The 18,689-nt window shown below is 61.2% G+C and carries 15 protein-coding genes and 1 pseudogene; 4 read left to right on the top strand and 12 right to left on the bottom strand.

Annotation, left to right across the window (positions count from 1 at the left end; translation table 11 throughout):
• Nucleotides 1-55 precede the first annotated feature (55 nt).
• The 8 genes from ACTG2S_RS14160 to ACTG2S_RS14125 form a co-directional block, all read right to left on the bottom strand.
• Nucleotides 56-811, bottom strand: coding sequence for a substrate-binding periplasmic protein (locus tag ACTG2S_RS14160; protein WP_042083703.1), 756 nt, complete (start codon nt 809-811; stop codon nt 56-58).
• A gap of 139 nt (nt 812-950) precedes the next feature.
• Complete coding sequence (locus ACTG2S_RS14155) at nt 951-1,697, bottom strand: substrate-binding periplasmic protein (RefSeq protein ID WP_139442610.1); 747 nt, start codon at nt 1,695-1,697, stop codon at nt 951-953.
• Between the two features lie 130 nt (nt 1,698-1,827).
• Nucleotides 1,828-2,574 carry a substrate-binding periplasmic protein gene (locus ACTG2S_RS14150; protein WP_274161736.1) on the bottom strand — a complete coding sequence of 249 codons (747 nt, stop codon included), beginning with the start codon at nt 2,572-2,574 and terminating at the stop codon, nt 1,828-1,830.
• A gap of 71 nt (nt 2,575-2,645) precedes the next feature.
• On the bottom strand, nt 2,646-3,164 hold the full coding sequence (locus ACTG2S_RS14145) for a GDYXXLXY domain-containing protein (RefSeq protein ID WP_042056215.1): 519 nt from the start codon (nt 3,162-3,164) through the stop codon (nt 2,646-2,648).
• Nucleotides 3,161-4,165, bottom strand: coding sequence for a DUF4401 domain-containing protein (locus ACTG2S_RS14140; protein WP_274161735.1), 1,005 nt, complete (start codon nt 4,163-4,165; stop codon nt 3,161-3,163). The genes ACTG2S_RS14145 and ACTG2S_RS14140 overlap by 4 nt, the downstream gene beginning before the upstream one ends.
• The gene (locus ACTG2S_RS14135; protein ID WP_274161734.1) at nt 4,158-5,096 is read right to left on the bottom strand and encodes a DUF2157 domain-containing protein; all 939 of its coding nucleotides are present in this window, start codon (nt 5,094-5,096) and stop codon (nt 4,158-4,160) included. The genes ACTG2S_RS14140 and ACTG2S_RS14135 overlap by 8 nt, the downstream gene beginning before the upstream one ends.
• Nucleotides 5,097-5,260: 164 nt before the next feature.
• Nucleotides 5,261-5,818, bottom strand: coding sequence for a TMEM165/GDT1 family protein (locus tag ACTG2S_RS14130; RefSeq protein ID WP_005337386.1), 558 nt, complete (start codon nt 5,816-5,818; stop codon nt 5,261-5,263).
• Nucleotides 5,819-6,077: 259 nt separating this feature from the next.
• Nucleotides 6,078-6,407, bottom strand: a complete 330-nt coding sequence (locus ACTG2S_RS14125; protein WP_005337385.1) for a translation initiation factor — start codon at nt 6,405-6,407, stop codon at nt 6,078-6,080.
• A gap of 119 nt (nt 6,408-6,526) precedes the next feature.
• Between ACTG2S_RS14125 and ACTG2S_RS14120 the strand changes: the two genes are divergently transcribed.
• The 3 genes from ACTG2S_RS14120 to ACTG2S_RS14110 all read left to right on the top strand — a co-directional run bounded on the left by ACTG2S_RS14120 (nt 6,527) and on the right by ACTG2S_RS14110 (nt 9,389).
• Nucleotides 6,527-6,754, top strand: a complete 228-nt coding sequence (locus ACTG2S_RS14120) for a FeoA family protein (protein ID WP_005337384.1) — start codon at nt 6,527-6,529, stop codon at nt 6,752-6,754.
• A gap of 128 nt (nt 6,755-6,882) precedes the next feature.
• On the top strand, nt 6,883-9,153 hold the full coding sequence (gene feoB / locus ACTG2S_RS14115) for a Fe(2+) transporter permease subunit FeoB (protein ID WP_439982667.1): 2,271 nt from the start codon (nt 6,883-6,885) through the stop codon (nt 9,151-9,153).
• Entirely contained in the window at nt 9,150-9,389 is a 240-nt protein-coding gene (locus tag ACTG2S_RS14110; RefSeq protein ID WP_005350974.1) for a FeoC-like transcriptional regulator, read from the top strand. Before feoB ends, ACTG2S_RS14110 begins: the two co-directional genes overlap by 4 nt.
• Before the next feature lie 94 nt (nt 9,390-9,483).
• Here the strand turns inward: ACTG2S_RS14110 and ACTG2S_RS14105 are convergent, their stop codons facing one another.
• Together ACTG2S_RS14105 and ACTG2S_RS14100 are read right to left on the bottom strand one after the other, a co-directional pair.
• Nucleotides 9,484-10,134: a DUF2913 family protein gene (locus ACTG2S_RS14105; protein ID WP_274161732.1), complete on the bottom strand. Its 651-nt coding sequence runs from the start codon at nt 10,132-10,134 to the stop codon at nt 9,484-9,486.
• A 98-nt stretch (nt 10,135-10,232) separates the two neighbouring features.
• Nucleotides 10,233-11,528, bottom strand: a complete 1,296-nt coding sequence (locus tag ACTG2S_RS14100; RefSeq protein WP_005337380.1) for a DEAD/DEAH box helicase — start codon at nt 11,526-11,528, stop codon at nt 10,233-10,235.
• 287 nt (nt 11,529-11,815) lie between these two features.
• Between ACTG2S_RS14100 and ACTG2S_RS14095 the strand changes: the two genes are divergently transcribed.
• Entirely contained in the window at nt 11,816-12,394 is a 579-nt protein-coding gene (locus ACTG2S_RS14095; RefSeq protein WP_279498423.1) for an O-methyltransferase, read from the top strand.
• Nucleotides 12,395-12,469: 75 nt separating this feature from the next.
• On the opposite strand, the pseudogene ACTG2S_RS14090 reads toward ACTG2S_RS14095, so the two are convergent.
• Both ACTG2S_RS14090 and gltB read right to left on the bottom strand, forming a co-directional pair.
• Nucleotides 12,470-13,883: pseudogene (locus ACTG2S_RS14090) on the bottom strand (FAD-dependent oxidoreductase).
• A 12-nt stretch (nt 13,884-13,895) separates the two neighbouring features.
• Nucleotides 13,896-18,353, bottom strand: coding sequence for a glutamate synthase large subunit (gene gltB / locus ACTG2S_RS14085; RefSeq protein WP_439982664.1), 4,458 nt, complete (start codon nt 18,351-18,353; stop codon nt 13,896-13,898).
• Between the last annotated feature and the right edge of the window lie 336 nt (nt 18,354-18,689).

The raw sequence follows: 18,689 nt of genomic DNA, 5'->3' as shown, positions 1-18,689 counted from the left end.
CGGAAAAAAGCGAAGGGGCCCGCAGTGGGCCCCTTGTTATTGGCGCTCGACGCCGCTATTTGGCGGCGGGGGTAGGGAAGTATTTGCTGTGCAGCAGCGGGTATTCGCTGCTTGCCAGCACCTGGGTCAAGCCGGTCTGGAACTCCTTGACCAGCTCGTCGCTCACCGGATGGCTGAAGGCGAAGCAGAGCTGCTCCGAGCTCAGCACCCACTGCTCCTTGAAGCTGGCTGGGTCGATCTTTTGCTCTGCGACCAGCATCTCCATGGTGGTCTTGTGAGTTGACAGCAGATCAACCCGGCCGGAGGTGAGCATCTTGAGCGCTTGTGATAGCCGATTGGCAGTCATCAGCCTGGTCTCGTCAAAGCCGTTGTTGAGCAGCAGTTGCTCCCCCACATCGGCCCGCACCGCGCCGATATTGAACGCCTTGGCATCGTCGAGCTTGGTGATGGTGATATTGCGCTCGGCCAACCCTACCAGCACGACTTCGATATAGCCGACGGGACAGGCCCACTTGAACAGGGGATCCCGCGCCTGGGTGCGGGCGGTGGAGAAGAGCACCGCATTGGGCTTTTGGGTCAGCAGGTAGTAGCCGCGGGCCCACGGCATGATGGTGATGGGCTGCGCCGGTGTATTGGTCTTTTTCCACACCAGTTGCAGCAGCTCGACTGCGAGGCCGGTGGGGGCGCCGCTGGCATCGGCGTAGTTGTAGGGTTTGTACTCTTCGGTGATGTAGTGCAGTTTGCCGAGCTCAGGACTCGCCTGTGCGAGGGTGGCCAGCAGCGCCCCGGCCAATCCAATCCATGGTTTCATTTTTGCCATCCTGATCAAGGGAATATCTGCTCAAGTGTGACCAAGCTGGCCGATTTCGCCAAGGCGACGGAGCATGTTTGGCAAAAAAGCTCGGGTGCACAGTCCCGTCCCGCGCCCAATGTCGGCGGCGATCAGGACGTTAGCGCAGCGGCAGGTATTTGGCTTGCAGGGCCGAGAAATCCGCTGAGGCGACGACATGGGTCAGCGCCTGCTGAAAGAGGGCGACCTCGCTGTCGGGCACCTGACGGCTGAAGGCGTAGCAGAGCGGTCTGGCATCCAGCACGAAGGCGACATGAAAGTCATCCGGCTTGAAGCCGAGCTGCTGCAGGGTTTGATAGCCCGCCAGCTTGTTGGTCGCAAACAGATCGGCGCGACCTGAGGTGAGCATCTTGGCCGCTTGGGTGAGGCGGTTGGCCAGCATCAGCTGGCGCTCATCGATACCGCGTTCGAGCAGCAGCTGTTTGGAGACGGTAGAGCGCACCACGCCGACCTTGTAGCGGCTGATCTCGGCCTCCGAGCCGAGGGTGATGTTGTCCGCCTTGCGCCCCAGCAGCACAAACTCCGAGTGATCGATGGGGCAGGCCCACTTGAAGAGCGCTTCCCGCTGCGGGGTGCGGGCGGTGGCAAACAGCACCACATTGGGTTTTTGTTGCAGCAGGTTGTAGCCCCGGGCCCAGGGCATAATGCGGATGGGCTGGGGCGACACGCCGCGCGCTTTCCAGATAAGCTGCATCAGCTCTACCGACAATCCGGTCGGCATCCCTTGCTGGTCGCTGAAATTAAACGGGGGAGAGATTTCGCTCAGATACTCGAGCTTGCCCGGATCGGCCTGCGCGAAGGTGGCCCACAAGAGCAGTAGCAGATGAGGTAGGTGCCATGTCCGCACGGGAAAGATCCTTCACAATCAACTATGTAGCCCAGTTTGACTGCTTGCGGCGGGAATAGCTAGCCACCTCTATTGCATCTTTCATCAATAAAATGGGCAGCGAACCGCTGCCCATCGGGTGAGTGAGTGCTCAGCGTACCGGCAGGTATTTGGCCTGCAATTTGCGAAACTCCTCCGAGGCGAGGGCGCGGGTCAGGCCCTGCTGAAAGAGGGTGATCTCGCTGTCGGGCACCTGACGGCTGAAGGCGTAGCAGAGCTGCTCGGCGCTCAGCACCATGGCCACGTTGAAGTCGTCGCCATTGAGCTTTAGTTCGCGGATGGCGTCATATCCTGCCAGCTTGCTGGTGGCGAGCAGGTCGGCGCGGCCGGAGAGCAGCATCTTCAACCCCTGCGACAGGCGGTTGGCCGGGATGATGTTGTTGTCATCCATGCCGTTGTTGAGCAGCAACTGCTCGGCGGCATCCGAGCGCACCGCGCTGATCTTGTATTGGCTCATCTGTTCGAAGGCGGTCAGGGTGATGTTCTGCGCTTTGCGGCCCAGCAGTATGTACTCCGAGTAGCCGATGGGGCATACCCACTTGAAGAGGTCTTCCCGCGCCTGGGTGCGGGCGGTGGAGAAGAGCACCACATTGGGCTTCTGGGTTAGCAAGTAATAACCCCGCGCCCAGGGCAGGATGCGCACCGGCTGGGGTGTCACGCCGCTGTGCTGCCAGATCATCTGCAGCAGATCGACCGCAAGGCCGGTGGGCTGGCCTTGCGGATCGCTGTAGTTGTAGGGGGGGTACTCTTCGGTGAGGTACTCGAGCTTGCCCAGATCAGCCCGGGCCGTCGAGGCCCAGCAGAGCAGCAACAGATGACAGATCAGCCATATCCTCATTGGGAACATCCTTAGCGATCAACCTTCCCTTGAGTGTGACCATGAACAGAGTAAATAGCCACTCACTGCCGTTACCAGCGGGCGCGGATCTGCCCGATGGGCTGGTAGGCCTCATCCCGCAGCCCCACCAGCAGGGTCTTGCCATCCGCTTGCAGCCGGAACTCGCCGTAGCGGGCCGCTTCATACTGCTCCCCCGTGCCCTCTTCAAAGAAGTAGGCATCGGGGCCGATCTGCCACTGCCGCTCGCTCTGGTGCACCTGCAATAGCCGCTCATCGCTGGCGAGTCGATCCGGTTTGCCATCGGCCACCAGAGTGGCCACCTGATGGGCATCGAGGCGTATCACCAGGGTGTCGCTGCCCTTGTTTTGAGTAGTTTGGGCGTCGCGGCTGGTCAGCTCGCGGGCAATTTCATAGTTGAGCCGCATGTAATCCCCCTGCATCAGAGAGCGGGGATCGACCGGAGCGAGCCGCAGCAGCACCACTTCGCCGCTGCTCATGGCGTGCTCATAGCGCCAGACGGTGGCATTGATGCCCGCCAAGATGGCGAGGCCGCTCAGCAACAGGGCGAGTTGTCGGGTCACAGGTTTCATGAGTCGCTCCTTGCCGCGAAGGTGGTGAGCAGCTGGCGGGCCCCCAGCAGCAGGATGCCGGAGCCCAGCAGCAGCCAGGATTTGGTCATCAGGGTGAGCCCCAGATCGTAGTAATAGAGCGAGCCATAGCCGAGCAGCAGCAGGGCCGAGAGGGTCATCAGCCCCAGACTGCCGGCATAAAACCCGAGGATCAGCACCAGTGCGCCTGCCCCCATGCCGGGGATGATGGCGCTGATCAGCACCAGCGGCAGGCCAAACAGCAGGGGGAGCTTGAGTTTCACCATCACCGCCAGCAGCAGGGCGGCGCAGATCAGCGGATTGAGCCAGAGCGGCAGGCGGGACAGCCCCAGCTCGTCCAGCACGCTGCTGCCGCCATCCCACAGCGGGTGGTGCAGACGGCCCAGCACCAGCAGGGAGAGGGCCAGCCCCAACGTGATGGAGTGGTAGAGCTGGTGACGCTCTGGATCCCTATCTGCCCGCAGCCAGCAGAAGGCGATGGCCGCCATCACCAGCGGCAGCGCCAGCAGTTGCAGCCCGAGGCAGGCGAGACCAAGGGTGAGCAGCAGGGCTGCCGCCACGCTGTGAAACAGCCGCACCAGCCAGTGATCGAACAGCACGGCGATGGCAAGGGAGAGCAGGCATAACCCAAACCAGAGCAGGGCGTGATGAAGGTCCAGCTGATCGAGCAGGCCATAGAGCAGCCAGGCATCGGCCGCCAGGGTGAGGGCCAGCACGAACTGATCCCAGAGATCGCCGCTTTGGCTGCGATTGAGGGCATAGGCCCCCGCCAGCAGCACGGCCCCGAGCAGCAGGGCACTGTTGGCCTCGCGGGTCAGCTGCTCGAAGGTGAGAAACAGGAAAAAGAGCAGGAACAGGGCGGCAATCCAGCCCACCAGCCCGAGCAGAAAGCGGCTCGACCAGTGGGGTTGGGTATCACGGGGCTGATCCCCTTCCACCAGATTGGCCTGTTGCAGTGCTTGCCAAAGGGTCAGATCACTCATGAGACCTCCGTTGTTGTTGCAGCCAGCGGGCGGCGGTGACCGAAAGGCCGATGGCAATCAGGCTCAGCAGCAAGAAGCCGTTGATGTCGGGCTCCATCCATTTACCAAGGGTGGCGAGGATGACGGCAATCAGACTGAGGCACCCCATGGCGAGTCCGGCGATAAATCTGTGATGCCAGAGAGCATAGGCCGCAGCGAGCCAGCCAAACCAGAGCGGCCACACCAGCGCAGAGGCGGCATCAAACAGCGCCAGCAGGGTGAGCAGGGTGGCCCCCAGACCGGCAGCCAGACCCGCCAGCCAGCTTGGCATCAGGCGCCAGCGGTTTGGCGCCAGCAGAAGCAGACCCCAGAGGGCGGCGTTGAGCAGGGTAAGGCACCAGCCCAATCCCTCTTCATCGAAGGTAAAGAAGAACGTGAACAGGCCGAGCCGCCAGTAGAGCACCAGCGCCAGCTGTCCGAGCAGCCAGCTCAAGGCCCAGAGCAGGGGGCTTTGGCCAAATGCCGCCAGTGGCACCAGCATCAGCGCCCAGGTGGCGAACAGCTGCCAGGGATCGGCGCCGGTCTGGTAGGTCTGACCCACCAGCGCCAGCAGGGCGCCGATATTGAGGGCGATGGCGAGCAGCAGCGCCTGACAGGGGGTATCCCCCAGCGGTTTGCGCCACAGCAGAAGCAGCATGGCGAGCAGCGGTGACTCCAGCAGGGCGAGGCGGGAGACCCGGCCCAGCTCTTGCCAGTTGAAGGCGACGAAGAAGATGAGGCCAGCCCCGATGCAGAGGGCACCGAGCCAGAGCAGCAGCCGGTCAAACAGCCACTGCCAGCGCGCCGGATGGGGGGGAAGATCGGCGAGGGTCAGGGCGTCCACCAGCTTCTCTGGCGCCAGCCGTCCCTGTTTGACCCATTCGAGAAGCGTCTCTCTTGATACGTTGTGCATGGGGGGACTCCACGAGGTTTGCCCCATTATGGCATGAGGCACCCGCAACCGTGCACTGCCCCTTGGCTCTGCGCCTGGTGGTTGCGACAGCGGGTTACGCACTAGACACAGCAGCAAACAAAAAAGCCCTCCACAGGGGAGGGCTTGGTCAGCGGAAAAGGCGATCAGGCAAAGATCAGGGTGCTCACCCCGAGGCCGACGAAGAGGATGGCGCAGGCGATGCGGATCCCCTTGAGCGGCAGCTTGTCTGCCCCCAGCTTGCCGATCAGCACCACAGGCACGTTGGCCAGCATCATGCCGAGGGTGGTCCCGGTAATGACCTGTACCAGCGAGTCATACTTGGCGGCCAGTAACACGGTGGCAATCTGGGTCTTGTCGCCGATCTCGGCGATGAAGAAGAGCACGAAGGTGGCCATAAAGGGGCCGTATTTATCCAGCGAGCTCTCCTCGTCATCCATCTTGTCCGGCACCAAAATCCAGATCGCCATGGCGATAAAGGCGATGGCGACCAGCCAGGTCATTATCTTGGGATCGAGCCAGCGGCTGATGAACTCACCAATCCAGGCGGCGCCCGCATGGTTGAGCAGGGTCGCCGCCAGCATGCCGGCGATGATGGGCCAGGGCTTGCGAAAACGGCAGATGAGCAGCAACGCCAACAGCTGGGTTTTATCGCCGATTTCGGCAATAGCGACGCTGAGGGTTGAGGTTAACAAGGCTTCCATAAAAATGACCGGGGGACGGAATTGTTATAAACCAAAGACAAGCCTGCGCCATCCGTCCCCGGTATTGGCACTGGCCCGTCAAAGGTCTTGTCAAATCCATGGCTGGCATGGATCACCCTGACCATGGTGATTTGGCACCAAGTATGTTGATCAGGGTCGCAAACCGGTATTCATGCAATGGATGGCACCGGTGTGCGAGACTACTCCCCCTCGATGGGAGCGGGCATTCTAGGGAAAAACCGCATGAGTGACAAGGGGATCAGCCACCCACCAGCTTGACGCTGAAACCGGCTTTCTCCAGCTCGGTTTTGATCAGGTCCCGTTTATCCCCCTGGATCTCGATCACCCCCTCCTTGATACCGCCTCCGGTGCCGCACTTTTTCTTGAGCAGGGTGGCCAGGGATTTTTGCTGATCGGCGGGTACGCCATGAATGGTGATCACCCCGGCACCCTTGCGCCCCTTGGTCTCGCGGCGAATGCGCACGGTACCGTCGGTGGGGAAGGGGGAGGCGGATTGGGGAGCGCTCTGCTCCTTGATCATGCCGCCATCTGTGCTGTAAACGAGGCGGCTGTTGTTGTCGTGACTCATGGCAATACTTTATGGGTTAGCTAAGCGGAGTTTGATTTTACTCAAATAAAAGTTGAAGACACAGCTTATAATGCCCCAAGTAAAAGCGAATTATTATTGTTTAACTTCAGGAGTCAGTCATGGTACTCACGCAGTTGTCACCGGGACAGAGTGCTCGCATCAAGAATATGAATCAGCTCGCCCGGCCGCTGCGCCGCAAACTGATGGTGATGGGCCTGTTGCCCCAGACTGAAGTCATCTATCTGCGCTCCGCCCCCCTGGGGGACCCGCTCCAGATCCAGTGCCAGGGGATCTGTCTCTCCATGCAAAAGAGTCTGGCCCAGCAAATAGAAGTCGAGCCGGTATAACCCCCTGTTCGGCTACCGCTCCGGTCAAGAAAGTCACCGGGAGCGGTTCAGAGACAAGAAGTCGAACCTGCAAAGCGGCTTGCCACACGCACGCGGCGGGTTCAGAAGAAAATAGAGGTAGAGCTGGTATGAATTATTCCCTGGTAACGGTAGGTAACCCCAATAGCGGCAAGACCTCCCTGTTCAACGCCCTGACCGGCGCCCGCCAGCAGGTAGGCAACTGGAGTGGCGTCACCGTCGACAAGAAGATGGGTGAGTTCAGCGCGGGTGAGCATCACTTCAAGCTGATGGATCTGCCCGGCATCTATAGCCTGGCCAGTCAGGATGGCAGTCTGGACGAGCAGATCGCCAGCCGCTTTGCCCAGGGCCAACAACCCGACCTGCTGCTCAACGTCATCGACGCCGCCAATCTGGAGCGCTCCCTCTACCTCACGCTGCAACTGCGCGAACTGGGCCTGCCTATGGTGGTGGTGCTCAACAAGCTGGATATCCTGCAAAAGCGCCGCATCGTCATCGACGAGAGCAAGCTCGGCAAATCCCTCGGTTGCCCTGTAGTGGCCCTCTCTGCCCACAACAGCAAGCAGGTTGCCGCCTTCAAGCAGCAGATCCGGCAGTTTATCGGTCAGCCGCAAGCCGCCTTGCAGCTCGATTACGGCCACGCGCTTGAAACCGATCTGGCGGAGCTGGAGACCCTGCTAGCCCCGCATCACCTCACTACCCGTGGTCGCGCCCTGCGCCTGCTGGAAGAGGATGCGGTGATGCAGGAGACTCTGCTGCCCGGTCAGCAGGCGGCCGCCGCCAATGTAGTGGCTCGCGCCCATCAGGGACAGGATATCGACCTGCAACTGGCGGATATTCGCTACGGCCATATCCACCAGTGGGTACAACAGGCTCGTCAGCAGAAGGGCAAGCTCACCGAGGCCCAGAGCGAGTGGCTGGATCGGGTGCTGCTCAATCGCTGGATTGGCATCCCCTTCTTCCTGTTTGTCATGTACCTGATGTTCCTGTTTGCCATCAACGTCGGCAGCGCCTTTATCGACTTCTTCGACATCATGGGCGGCGCCCTGTTTGTCGATGGGGTGCACCACCTGCTGGGGCTGGTCAATGCCCCCGAGTGGCTGGGCGCCATTCTGGCGGACGGCTTTGGCGTTGGCTTGCAGACCGTGGCCACCTTTATTCCGGTGATTGGCTGCCTCTATCTCTTCCTCGCGGTGCTGGAGAGCTCCGGCTATCTGGCCCGTGCCGCCTTCGTGGTGGATGCCCTGATGCGCCGACTCGGCCTGCCGGGCAAGGCGTTCGTGCCGATGCTGATGGGCTTTGGTTGTACCGTCCCCTCGGTGATGGCGACCCGTACCCTCAACTCCGAGCGGGAGCGGCTGATGACCTCCGCCATGGCCCCCTTTATGTCGTGCGGTGCCCGTCTGCCGGTTTACGCCCTGTTTGCGGTGGCTTTCTTCCCCGAGTCAGGTCAGAACCTGGTGTTCGGTCTCTACCTCATCGGTATTGTGGTGGCGGTGCTCACCGGCCTGTTGCTGCGCAGCACCCTGCTGCCGGGCAAGAGCGACTCCATGCTGATGGAGATGCCGGATTACGAGTGGCCGCGTCCGGTCAACGTTGCCATCAAGACCTGGCAGAAGCTCAAATCCTTCGTCTTTGGCGCCGGTAAAACCATCGTGCTGGTGGTCGCCGTGCTGAGCGTGCTTAACTCCCTGGGTACCGATGGCAGCTTCGGCCATCAGGAGCAGGAGAGCTCGGTCCTGAGCAAGATAAGCCAGGCGGTGACCCCGGTGCTGCACCCCATAGGTGTACGCGATGACAATTGGCAGGCTACAGTCGGTATCGTCACCGGTATCTTCGCCAAAGAGGCGGTGGTCGGGACCCTCAACAGCCTCTACGCCGGTGGTGGCGATGCAGAGGAGGAGAGTGAGTTCTCGCTGGTGGCCAGTTTCCACGAGGCGATTGACGCCGTGGCGGCCAATCTGGCGGAGATCAACCCGAGCGACCCCATGGGGCTTGATGTTGGCAACCTCGACGACCAGAAAGCTGCCGCCGAGGCGCAGGAGGTCGATGTCTCCACCTACGGCAACATGCAGACTCACTTCGACGGGGCGGCCGGTGCCTTTGCCTACCTCTTGTTCGTGCTGTTCTACATGCCTTGCGCCGCCGCCATGGGCGCGCTGGTGCGGGAAACCGGTCGTCAGTGGGCGCTCTTTACCGCCGCTTGGTGCAACTATATGGCCTTTATGTGCGCGACCCTCTTCTATCAGGTCGCGACCTTCGCCGCTCATCCGGAGCAGAGCCTGTTCTGGATCGTCAGCTACGGCCTTTCTCTGGTGTTGCTCTGGTGGGCAGGTCGCCGTCACGGTGACATCGTTGCCCGCAAGGTGGTGACCTTATGATCCTGCGCGAGCTGGGGGATTACCTCGCCGCGCAGCAGAAGGTGAGCCGGCGTGATCTGGCTCGCCACTTCCACACCTCGGAAGATGCGGTGGAGGCCATGCTCGGCGTCTGGATGCGCAAGGGGCGGGTCATCAAGCGCGAAAGCCGTGTCTGTGGTGGCAGTTGCTGCGGCAAGAGCGAGGAGGTGATGTTCGAGTGGTGTGACGCGGGCCAGATTGGCATCAAGATCCGCTAAACGACTACCCAACCTCATCATCAAACATCGAACAATAAAAAACGGTAGATCCTGCACAAGGGTCTGCCGTTTTTATTGCTGAAGACAGGCGGGATCAGGCACCTTGGCGAGCCTCGCTCAGCAGTGCCAGTGCCGGTTGGGTGTTGTCCGGCATCAGCCGGTAGGCTTTGTGGTGTTTGACCAGGGTGGTCTTCTTGTTGCCCTGGCTCAGCAGCAGACCGTGCTTGAAGGCCGCCTCGGCCAGCACCTTCTCGTCACCGCGTACATAGAGGGTGAGGGGTTTGACAAGCTCACCGTCCTCGATATGGCCTTCATATTCGCTATGGCTTACTACCAGACTCGGCTGACCGCCCGATTGCAGGCGCAGCTTGGCGTTCACCTCGCTCTCGGTCAGCACCAGCCAGCCTGCCGTTGCCAGCTCATCCAGCAGGGCTGCCAGCTTGGCCCCCAGTTGTTGCGGGTTGGTCATGGCGCACTGGTACTGGAAGGCGATGCGCTCCAGCAATCCCTTGAGATCGGCACCCGCGCCGAGGGTACGGCCAAGTTGCACCCAAGCTTTCAAATCCTCCATCACCAGACGGGAGAAGCGCTTCTCCTTGAGGGAGTCGGCCATCCAGGTGCAGAGAAAGTGGCTCTCTTGCGCCGGAGTACGCTTGCCCGCCTTTTGTTCGGCGGTGCGGGCCAGTTCGGCCAGACTCTGGGTGGCCATCTCGAGCAGGGCCTGATTGTAGGTCGGAGAGGTCATAAGCAATCCTTCAGTTGACCACCAGGGGCCAACACCGATGACAGAGATGGCAAAGGCGCCAGTGGCGCCTTTGCGGTTTAATAGAGCAACTGCCCGCCTTATTTCGGCTGACGGGGCTTCTTGGCGGCGGCCAGACGCTTGAGGCGCTGACCCTGCAGCTTGGCTTCGGCCATCACCTGGGCTACGGCGTTATCTTCACGCTGCGGGCGCTTGCCGAAGCGGCGACGCTCCTGCAACTGCTTGATCAGCTCGTCACGGCTGCTCACCTCATAGCCCGGCACCATGATGCGGCGGATCTTCTGGCCGATCAGGGCCTCGATCTCCAGCAGGGTACGCTCCTCTTCACGGCTGACGAAGGAGATGGCCATGCCGCGCTTGCCGGCACGACCGGTACGACCGATGCGGTGCACGTAATCTTCCGCCAGGAACGGCAGATCATAGTTGACCACGTATTCCAGATCCGGAATGTCCAGACCACGGGCGGCCACTTCGGTGGCGACCAGTACCCGTACCTTGCCTTCCATGAATTCGCGCAGGGCGCGGCGACGGTTGCCCTGGGCCTTCTCGCCATGGACCACGGCGGACTTGATGCCGTCGAGGTTCAGCTCCTCGACCAGCACATCACAGCTCTCGCGGGTACTGGCGAACACCAGCACCTGCTGCCAGTTCTGCTTGCCAATCAGCTCTGAGAGCAGCTCGCGCTTGCGCTTCTGCTCGACCGGATAGACGGTGTGGCTGACGGTGTCGGCGGTGGAGTTCTGCTTGTTGACGCTGACGATCTGCGGTCTGTCCAGCATCAGGTTGGCCAGCTTCTTCACCGCATCGGAGAAGGTGGCGGAGAAGAGCAGGTTCTGACGGGTCTTGTTGACCGCTTGCAGGATCTTTTGCACATCGGCACTGAAGCCCATGTCGAGGATGCGATCCGCTTCATCCATCACCAGACACTCGACGCCGGAGAGGCTGAGGTTGCAGGCGGTGAGGTGCTCCAGCAGACGGCCCGGGGTGGCCACAATGATGTGAGCGCCCGCTTTGAGCTTCTTGGCCTGCACGTCCTGCTTGCCACCGCCGACGATGGTGATGGTGGTGATATCGAGATACTTGGCGAAGTCATTGATGTTGCTCGCCACCTGAGCCGCCAGCTCGCGGGTCGGGGTCAGGATCAGCACACGGGCGTTGGAAGGCTGGACCGGAGCCGGATTGTCTACCAGACGCTGCAAGATGGGCAGGGCGAAGGCGGCGGTCTTGCCGGTACCGGTCTGGGCGCTGGCCAGCACATCGCGGCCACGGCGAATAGCCGGGATCGCCTGTTGCTGCACAGGGGTCATCTCCTGATAACCGCAATCTGAGACAGCACGCAAAATCTCGGGGGCAAAATCGAACGATTCAAATCTCATAATGGGTTCCTGTGTTCCAGCTGGGCTGTGTTTGGCTTGGTTAGCTCGGCATGAGCGAGACGGAGGTTGTAACCACCGACGGCTGCGCCTGACATCAAGTCAGAGAGTGAGCCGGAAAATGGCGGGCGCGAAGTGTAACAGATAGACGTCACAAATTCTGCCTCAAATGGTTGTCCTTTTCTCATCCTTTGTGGTGTGAATGGCGGTTAAAAGCAATCATTTGACTCCCAAATGCCAAGCTTGGAGGTGTGGGCTAACGGTTTTGGGCAAGGACGAAAGGGATATCGATGGAACTGGAACAATTAAAACGCCAGCTGGAGCAGCTTGGCGAGCGCAATGACAGCATGCAGCAGGCACGCCAGCGCAAGCTGCTCAATATCACCCGCGACACAGGGGAGTTGCTGTCAGTGCTGGTGCAGACCCGTGGGGCGCAGGCGGTGCTGGAGATCGGCACCTCCAATGGTTACTCCACACTCTGGCTGGCAGAAGCGGTGCGTCGGCTGGAGGGGCACGTGACCACCATTGAGCTGGATGAGGATAAGCGCGTGCTGGCCCATGACAACTTTCAGAGGGCAGGGCTGGCCCCCTGGGTAACCTTGCTGGCAGGGGATGCGGGTGAGCTGTTACCGACCTTGCCGCAAGGCGGTTATCAACTCATCTTCCTCGATTCGGATCGTCAGCACTACCGGGCATGGTGGCCACAGATCCGCCGCCTGCTGGCACCCCGTGGCCTGCTGGTGGTCGATAACGCCATCTCCCATCGCAGCGAGATGGTGGAGTGGATGAACGAGGTCGGGCAGGATCCGGCCTTTGCCACCTCGCTGGTGCCGGTCGGCAAGGGGGAGTGGCTGGTGGTGCGTTTGTAGGGGGTAGCTACAAAAAATCAGCCTCGCATTGGCGAGGCTGATTGTGAAAGCGCATCAGGGTCTTGGTCGGTCGGATCAGACAGCCAGATAGTCCATGATCCCTTCGGCCGCTTTGCGCCCTTCGTAGATGGCGGTCACCACCAGATCGGAGCCACGCACCGCGTCGCCACCGGCGAACACCTTGGGATTGCTGGTCTGGAAGGCATATTCCGCCTGCTCGCGGGCCTTGATGCGATCCCGGTTGTCGAGCTCGATGCCGAACTCCGCCATCCAGGGCTGGGGGTTAGGCTGGAAGCCAAACGCCATCACCACCGCATCGGCGGCCAACACCTGCTCTGAGCCCTCGATGACCACCGGATTGCGGCGGCCATTGGCATCGGGTTCACCCAGCTCGGTGCTCACCACCTTGATGCCGACGGTGCGACCGTTGGCATCCAGCTCGACCGCCACCGGTTGCAGGTTGAACATGAATTCAACCCCCTCCTCGCGGGCGTTTTTCACCTCCCGCTTGGAGCCCGGCATGTTCTCCTCGTCGCGGCGATAGGCGCAGATCACCTTGGCGGCCCCCTGACGGATGGCGGTCCGCACGCAGTCCATGGCGGTATCGCCACCGCCCAGCACCACCACCTGCTTGCCAGCGAAGTCGATATAGTCGGCTTGCGCCTTCTCGAACCCCAGCAACCGGTTGGCGTTGGCAATGAGGTAGGGCGGCGTCATAGACGCCCGGCGCCTCTTCGTTGGCAAAGCCGCCCTTCATGTACTTGTAGGTGCCGACCCCGAGGAAGACCGCATCGAACTCGCCGAGCAGATCGGCGAAAGTGATGTCCTTGCCCACCTCGGTTTCGAGACGAAACTCCACGCCCATCCCCTGGAAGATCTCGCGGCGACGCTGCATCACCTCTTTTTCCAGCTTGAAGGAGGGGATGCCGAAGGTGAGCAGGCCACCGATCTCCGGATACTTGTCAAACACCACCGGGGTGACGCCATTGCGTGCCAGCACGTCGGCACAGGCAAGACCCGCCGGGCCGGCGCCGATTACGGCGACCCGCTTGCCGGTCTTGACCACGTTCGAGAGATCGGGCTTCCAGCCCATCTCGAACGCCTTGTCGGTGATGTATTTTTCGATGTTGCCGATGGTCACCGCGCCGAAGCGATCGTTGAGGGTGCAGGAGCCCTCGCAGAGGCGATCCTGCGGGCAGACCCGACCGCACACTTCCGGCAGGCTGTTTGTCTGGTGGGAGAGCTCCACCGCCTCCAGAATGCGCCCCTCTTTGGCCAGTTTCAGCCAGTTGGGGATGTAGTTGTGGACCGGACACTTCCACTCGCAGTAGGGGTTGCCGCACTCGAGGCAGCGATCCGCCTGCATCTGTACCTGCGGCTGATTGAAGGACTCGTAGATCTCCACAAACTGGATTTTGCGGATCTTGAGCGGCTTCTTGGGCGGGTCGACCCGCTGCACATCGATAAACTGAAATACGTTCTGGCTCATAGGGTTCCCTCCTTATTGCGCCTGGATTCTGAGTTCTGCACTGGAACGGCTGGTGTGACCCAGCAGCGATTTCACGTCGCTGGACTTGGGTTTGATCAGCCTGAACTTGGGCACATAGGAGTCGAAGTTGGCCAGGATCTCCTCGGCGCGCGAGCTGCCGGTCTCATTGAGGTGCGCCGTGATGATGCCGCGCAGGTGCTCCTGATGGATGGCGAGATCCGCCACATCCAGCAGTTCCACCAGCTCGGGGTTGGTGCGCTTGGCGAAGTTGCCGCACTCGTCGAGCACGTAGGCAAAGCCGCCGGTCATGCCCGCCGCGAAGTTGACGCCGGTCTGACCCAGTACGGTGACGATGCCGCCGGTCATATATTCACAACCGTTGTCGCCAATCCCCTCGACTACCGCCAGGGCGCCGGAGTTACGCACCGCGAAACGCTCGCCGGCAGTGCCTGCGGCGTAGAGTTTGCCGCCGGTGGCGCCGTAGAGGCAGGTGTTGCCGATGATGGCCGCTTCATGGGATTTGAACGCCACGCCGACATGGGGCTTGATCACCAGCTTGCCGCCGGTCATCCCCTTGCCCACGTAGTCGTTGGCGTCACCGGTGAGGATCATCTCAAGGCCCCCTGCATTCCAGACGCCGAAGCTCTGGCCTGCGGTGCCGTTGAAGTGCACCTTGACCGGATCCGCCGCCATCCCCTGATTGCCGTGACGTTTGACGATTTCGCCGGACAGACGCGCACCCACCGAGCGGTCGGTGTTGCGAATGTCGTAGCGGAACTCGCCGCCGCTTGAGGTTTCCACCGCCTCCAGCAGATCCTCCACCATCTTGAGGTTGAGCGGCCCCTTGTCGAAGGTGGGGTTGTGCTGCTGGCTGAACAGGCTGGAGCCTGCCGGTGCCACCGGGCGAGCCAGAATGCCGGAGAGATCCAGCTTGGCCTGACGGGCGGTGAGGCCGGGCAGGGCCTCCAGCAGATCGGTACGGCCAATCAGGTCGGTCAGCTGGGTGACGCCGAGCTGGGCCATCAGCTCACGGGTCTCTTCGGCGATGAACTTGAAGTAGTTCATCACCATCTCCGGCAGGCCGGTGAAGTGCTCGCGACGCAGCTTCTCATCCTGAGTGGCAACGCCGGTGGCACAGTTGTTCAGGTGGCAGATCCGTAGGTATTTGCAACCGAGCGCCACCATGGGGCCGGTGCCAAAACCGAAGCTCTCGGCGCCGAGGATGGCTGCCTTGATGATGTCGAGACCGGTCTTGAGACCACCATCCACCTGCAGCCGCACCTTGTGGCGCAGGCCGTTGGCGACCAGCGCCTGCTGGGTTTCGGCCAGACCCAGTTCCCACGGGGAGCCGGCATATTTGACCGAGGTGAGGGGGCTCGCGCCAGTGCCGCCGTCATAACCGGAGATGGTGATGAAGTCGGCATAGGCCTTGGCCACGCCGCAGGCGATGGTGCCGACGCCAGGCTCGGAGACCAGTTTCACCGACACCAGACAGCTTGGGTTGATCTGCTTGATGTCGAAGATGAGCTGGGCCAGATCCTCTATGGAGTAAATGTCGTGGTGCGGCGGCGGCGAGATCAGGGTCACGCCGGGCACGGAATAACGCAGCTGGGCGATCTGGGCTGTGACCTTATCACCGGGCAGTTGGCCACCTTCGCCGGGCTTGGCCCCCTGAGCCACCTTGATCTGTACCACATCGGCGTTCATCAGGTAGTGGGGGGTGACGCCAAAGCGGCCGGAAGCCACCTGCTTGATGCGGGAGTTCTTCTCGGTACCGAAACGCTTGGGATCTTCGCCACCTTCGCCGGAGTTGCTCTGACCGCCGAGGCGGTTCATGGCGACAGCCAGTGCCTCGTGGGCCTCAGGGCCGAGGGCACCGATGGACATGGCGGCGGAGTCGAAGCGGGGGAACAGCTTGTCGGCCGGCTCAACCTGATCCAGCGCGACCGGATTGTCGACCTTCTTCAGGGCCAGCAGATCGCGCAAGGTGGCAACCGGGCGCTCGTTCACCAGACGGGCGTACTCCTTGTAATCGGCATAGTTGCCGGAGCGCACCGCCGCTTGCAGGGTCTGCACCACATCCGGGTTGTAGGTGTGGTACTCGCCGCCGTGCACGAACTTGAGCAGGCCGCCGTGGGGGAGGGGCTTGCGGGTCAGCCAGGCCTGACGGGCCAGATTGTGCTGATCCTGCTGGATATCGGCAAAATCGGCACCCTGAATACGGCTCGATACGCCGCGGAAGCAGGTATCGACCACCGACTTGGCCAGGCCCACAGCTTCGAACAGCTGGGAGCAGCGGTAGCTGGCGACCGTGCTGATGCCCATCTTGGACATCACCTTGTAGAGCCCCTTGTTGATGCCGTTGCGATAGTTGACCATGGCCTGGCGCAGGGACATGGTGAGCACGCCCTCTTCAACCTGTTTGGCCAGGGTTTCGTAGGCGAGATAGGGGTAGATGGCGGTCGCGCCAAAGCCCAGCAGCACCGAGAAGTGGTGCGGGTCACGGCAGCTTGCAGTTTCCACCAGAATGTTGGCGTCGCAGCGCAGGTTGTTGTCCACCAGAGTGCGCTGTACCGCGCCCACCGCCATGGCGGCCGGGATCGGCAGGGTGTCGGCGCTGATATCGCGATCCGACAGCACCAGCAGCACTGTGCCACTCCTGGCAGCAGTTTTGGCCTCGTCGCAGATGCGCACGATGGCCGCTTCCAGCCCCTCTTCGGGCTTGAAGTTGAGGCTGATCACCTGATGGCGGTAGTACTCACCTTCCAGTGCCAGCAGCTGGTGGAAGTCGGAGTAGAGCAGGATCGGCGACTGGAACAGCACCCGGTGGGCGTGGCCGAAGGTCTCGTTGAAGACGTTCTGCTCGCGACCGATACAGGTGGCCAGCGACATGACGTGGTTCTCCCGCAGCGGATCGATGGGCGGGTTGGTCACCTGGGCAAACATCTGGCGGAAGTAGTCATAAAGGGTGCGCGGGCCGGAGGAGAGCACCGCCATCGGGGTATCATCTCCCATGGAGCCCACCGCTTCCTGACCATTTTCACCCAATACCCGGATGATCTGATCCAGCTCCTCGAAGGAGTAGCCAAACAGCTTCTGATAGGTTTTCAGCTGGTCGTCGGAGAACTCGCGGCTACCGGTCTGGCTGTCGTCCATCTGCTCGAAGGGGACCAGTCGGCGGCAATGTTTGTCCATCCACTGTTTGTAGGTGTGGCGGGTCTTGAGATCGTCATCGATCTCGAAGCTGGTCCACACCTTGCCGTTGCTGGTATCCACCACGAACAGCTCGCCCGGGCCGACTCGGCCCTTCTCCAGCACTTCGTCCGGGGTGTAGTCCCAGGTGCCGACCTCGGACGCGAGCGTGATGAACTTGTCCTTGGTGATGACATAGCGGGCCGGACGCAGGCCGTTTCTGTCCAGCGCGCAGGTGGCGTAGCGGCCGTCGGTCATGACGATACCGGCGGGGCCATCCCACGGCTCCATGTGCATGGAGTTGAAGTCGTAGAAGGCGCGCAGGTCATCATCCATGTTCGGATGTTTTTGCCATGCAGGCGGGATCAACAGGCGCATGGCGCGGAACAGGTCCATACCACCGGCGAGGAAGAGATCCAGCATGTTGTCGAGGCTGGAGGAGTCAGAGCCGGTGGTGTTGACGAAGGGGGCCGCTTCCTGCAGATCGGGAATGAGCGGGGTGGCAAACTTATAGCTGCGTGCCTTGGCCCACTGGCGGTTGCCGGCGATGGTGTTGATCTCGCCGTTGTGGGCCAGATAGCGGAACGGCTGGGCCAGCGGCCAGCGCGGGCTGGTGTTGGTGGAGAAACGCTGGTGGAAGACGCAGATGGCCGCCTGCATACGGATGTCTGCGAGATCCAGATAGAAGCGCGGCAAGTCCACCGGCATGCACAGTCCTTTATAGACGGTGACCAGATTGGAGAGGCTGACCACATAGAAGTAGTCGTCGTTGACTCGTTTTTCGATGCGGCGGCGCACGATATAGAGGCGGCGCTCGAGATCCTTGTCGACCCAGCCGGGCGGGGCGTTGACAAAGACCTGTTCAATGCTGGGCAGGGAGGCTTTGGCGATAGTACCCAGTACGTTGGTATCGACGGGCACCTTGCGCCAGCCGACCAGACTCAGGGTCTCTTTTTCCAGCTCTTCATCGATGATGTCGCGGGTCTGCTGGGCCAATACGGGGTCAGGGTTGAGAAACAGCATGCCGACCGCATAGTTGCGGCCAAGGTGCCATCCCTTCTCCTCGGCGACAGCTCTGAAGAAGCTGTCCGGTTTTTGCAGCAGCAGACCGCAACCATCGCCGGTCTTGCCATCGGCGGAGATCCCGCCGCGGTGCTGCATGCGAGCCAATGCTGACATCGCGAGACGGACAAGCTTGTGGCTGGCTTCCCCTTCCATGTGGGCCAACAGGCCGAAGCCACAGTTATCCCTCTCCAGCTTTGGATCATATAGTGACATTGCATTTCTCCCTTGCTCGGCCTTGTATCGCACAGTCATCACCTGACTGCATAAATTGCGATTGGCTCTTGTGGTTCCGTCTGCCTGACGTGGCGAATCTCCAAACTAATGGGATTTTCTGGCGAGGTCAATCGCAGGTCAGGTTTGTCTTCATGGTTACATTCGCATAACAAAATGTCGGGTTAGGGGGATTCGCTCGCAGTTATGGAGTGTTTATTCTGTTTGGCTTGATTTTGTTGGTTAAATATATTGCCATTGACGGGCTCAATGGTGCGCTCGGCGACGATGGGCGAATGTAGTAATTTTACCAACCGGATGTGGCCGACAGCGGAAGGG

This window comes from Aeromonas sp. 82P (assembly GCF_051919365.1).
GTDB classification, from domain to species: domain Bacteria; phylum Pseudomonadota; class Gammaproteobacteria; order Enterobacterales; family Aeromonadaceae; genus Aeromonas; species Aeromonas veronii.
Note: the sequence above shows the minus strand (reverse complement) of the source record. Positions and strands in the feature narration are given on the sequence as shown.

Bases quoted from the DNA above. Each gene is read 5' to 3' on its own strand.
- ACTG2S_RS14160 (WP_042083703.1), bottom strand. From the start codon at position 811: ATGAAACCATGGATTGGATTGGCCGGGGCGCTGCTGGCCACCCTCGCA.
- ACTG2S_RS14150 (WP_274161736.1), bottom strand. From the start codon at position 2,574: ATGAGGATATGGCTGATCTGTCATCTGTTGCTGCTCTGCTGGGCCTCG.
- ACTG2S_RS14145 (WP_042056215.1), bottom strand. From the start codon at position 3,164: ATGAAACCTGTGACCCGACAACTCGCCCTGTTGCTGAGCGGCCTCGCC.
- ACTG2S_RS14140 (WP_274161735.1), bottom strand. From the start codon at position 4,165: ATGAGTGATCTGACCCTTTGGCAAGCACTGCAACAGGCCAATCTGGTG.
- ACTG2S_RS14135 (WP_274161734.1), bottom strand. From the start codon at position 5,096: ATGCACAACGTATCAAGAGAGACGCTTCTCGAATGGGTCAAACAGGGA.
- ACTG2S_RS14130 (WP_005337386.1), bottom strand. From the start codon at position 5,818: ATGGAAGCCTTGTTAACCTCAACCCTCAGCGTCGCTATTGCCGAAATC.
- ACTG2S_RS14125 (WP_005337385.1), bottom strand. From the start codon at position 6,407: ATGAGTCACGACAACAACAGCCGCCTCGTTTACAGCACAGATGGCGGC.
- ACTG2S_RS14120 (WP_005337384.1), top strand. From the start codon at position 6,527: ATGGTACTCACGCAGTTGTCACCGGGACAGAGTGCTCGCATCAAGAAT.
- feoB (WP_439982667.1), top strand. From the start codon at position 6,883: ATGAATTATTCCCTGGTAACGGTAGGTAACCCCAATAGCGGCAAGACC.
- ACTG2S_RS14110 (WP_005350974.1), top strand. From the start codon at position 9,150: ATGATCCTGCGCGAGCTGGGGGATTACCTCGCCGCGCAGCAGAAGGTG.
- ACTG2S_RS14105 (WP_274161732.1), bottom strand. From the start codon at position 10,134: ATGACCTCTCCGACCTACAATCAGGCCCTGCTCGAGATGGCCACCCAG.
- ACTG2S_RS14100 (WP_005337380.1), bottom strand. From the start codon at position 11,528: ATGAGATTTGAATCGTTCGATTTTGCCCCCGAGATTTTGCGTGCTGTC.
- ACTG2S_RS14095 (WP_279498423.1), top strand. From the start codon at position 11,816: ATGGAACTGGAACAATTAAAACGCCAGCTGGAGCAGCTTGGCGAGCGC.
- gltB (WP_439982664.1), bottom strand. From the start codon at position 18,353: ATGTCACTATATGATCCAAAGCTGGAGAGGGATAACTGTGGCTTCGGC.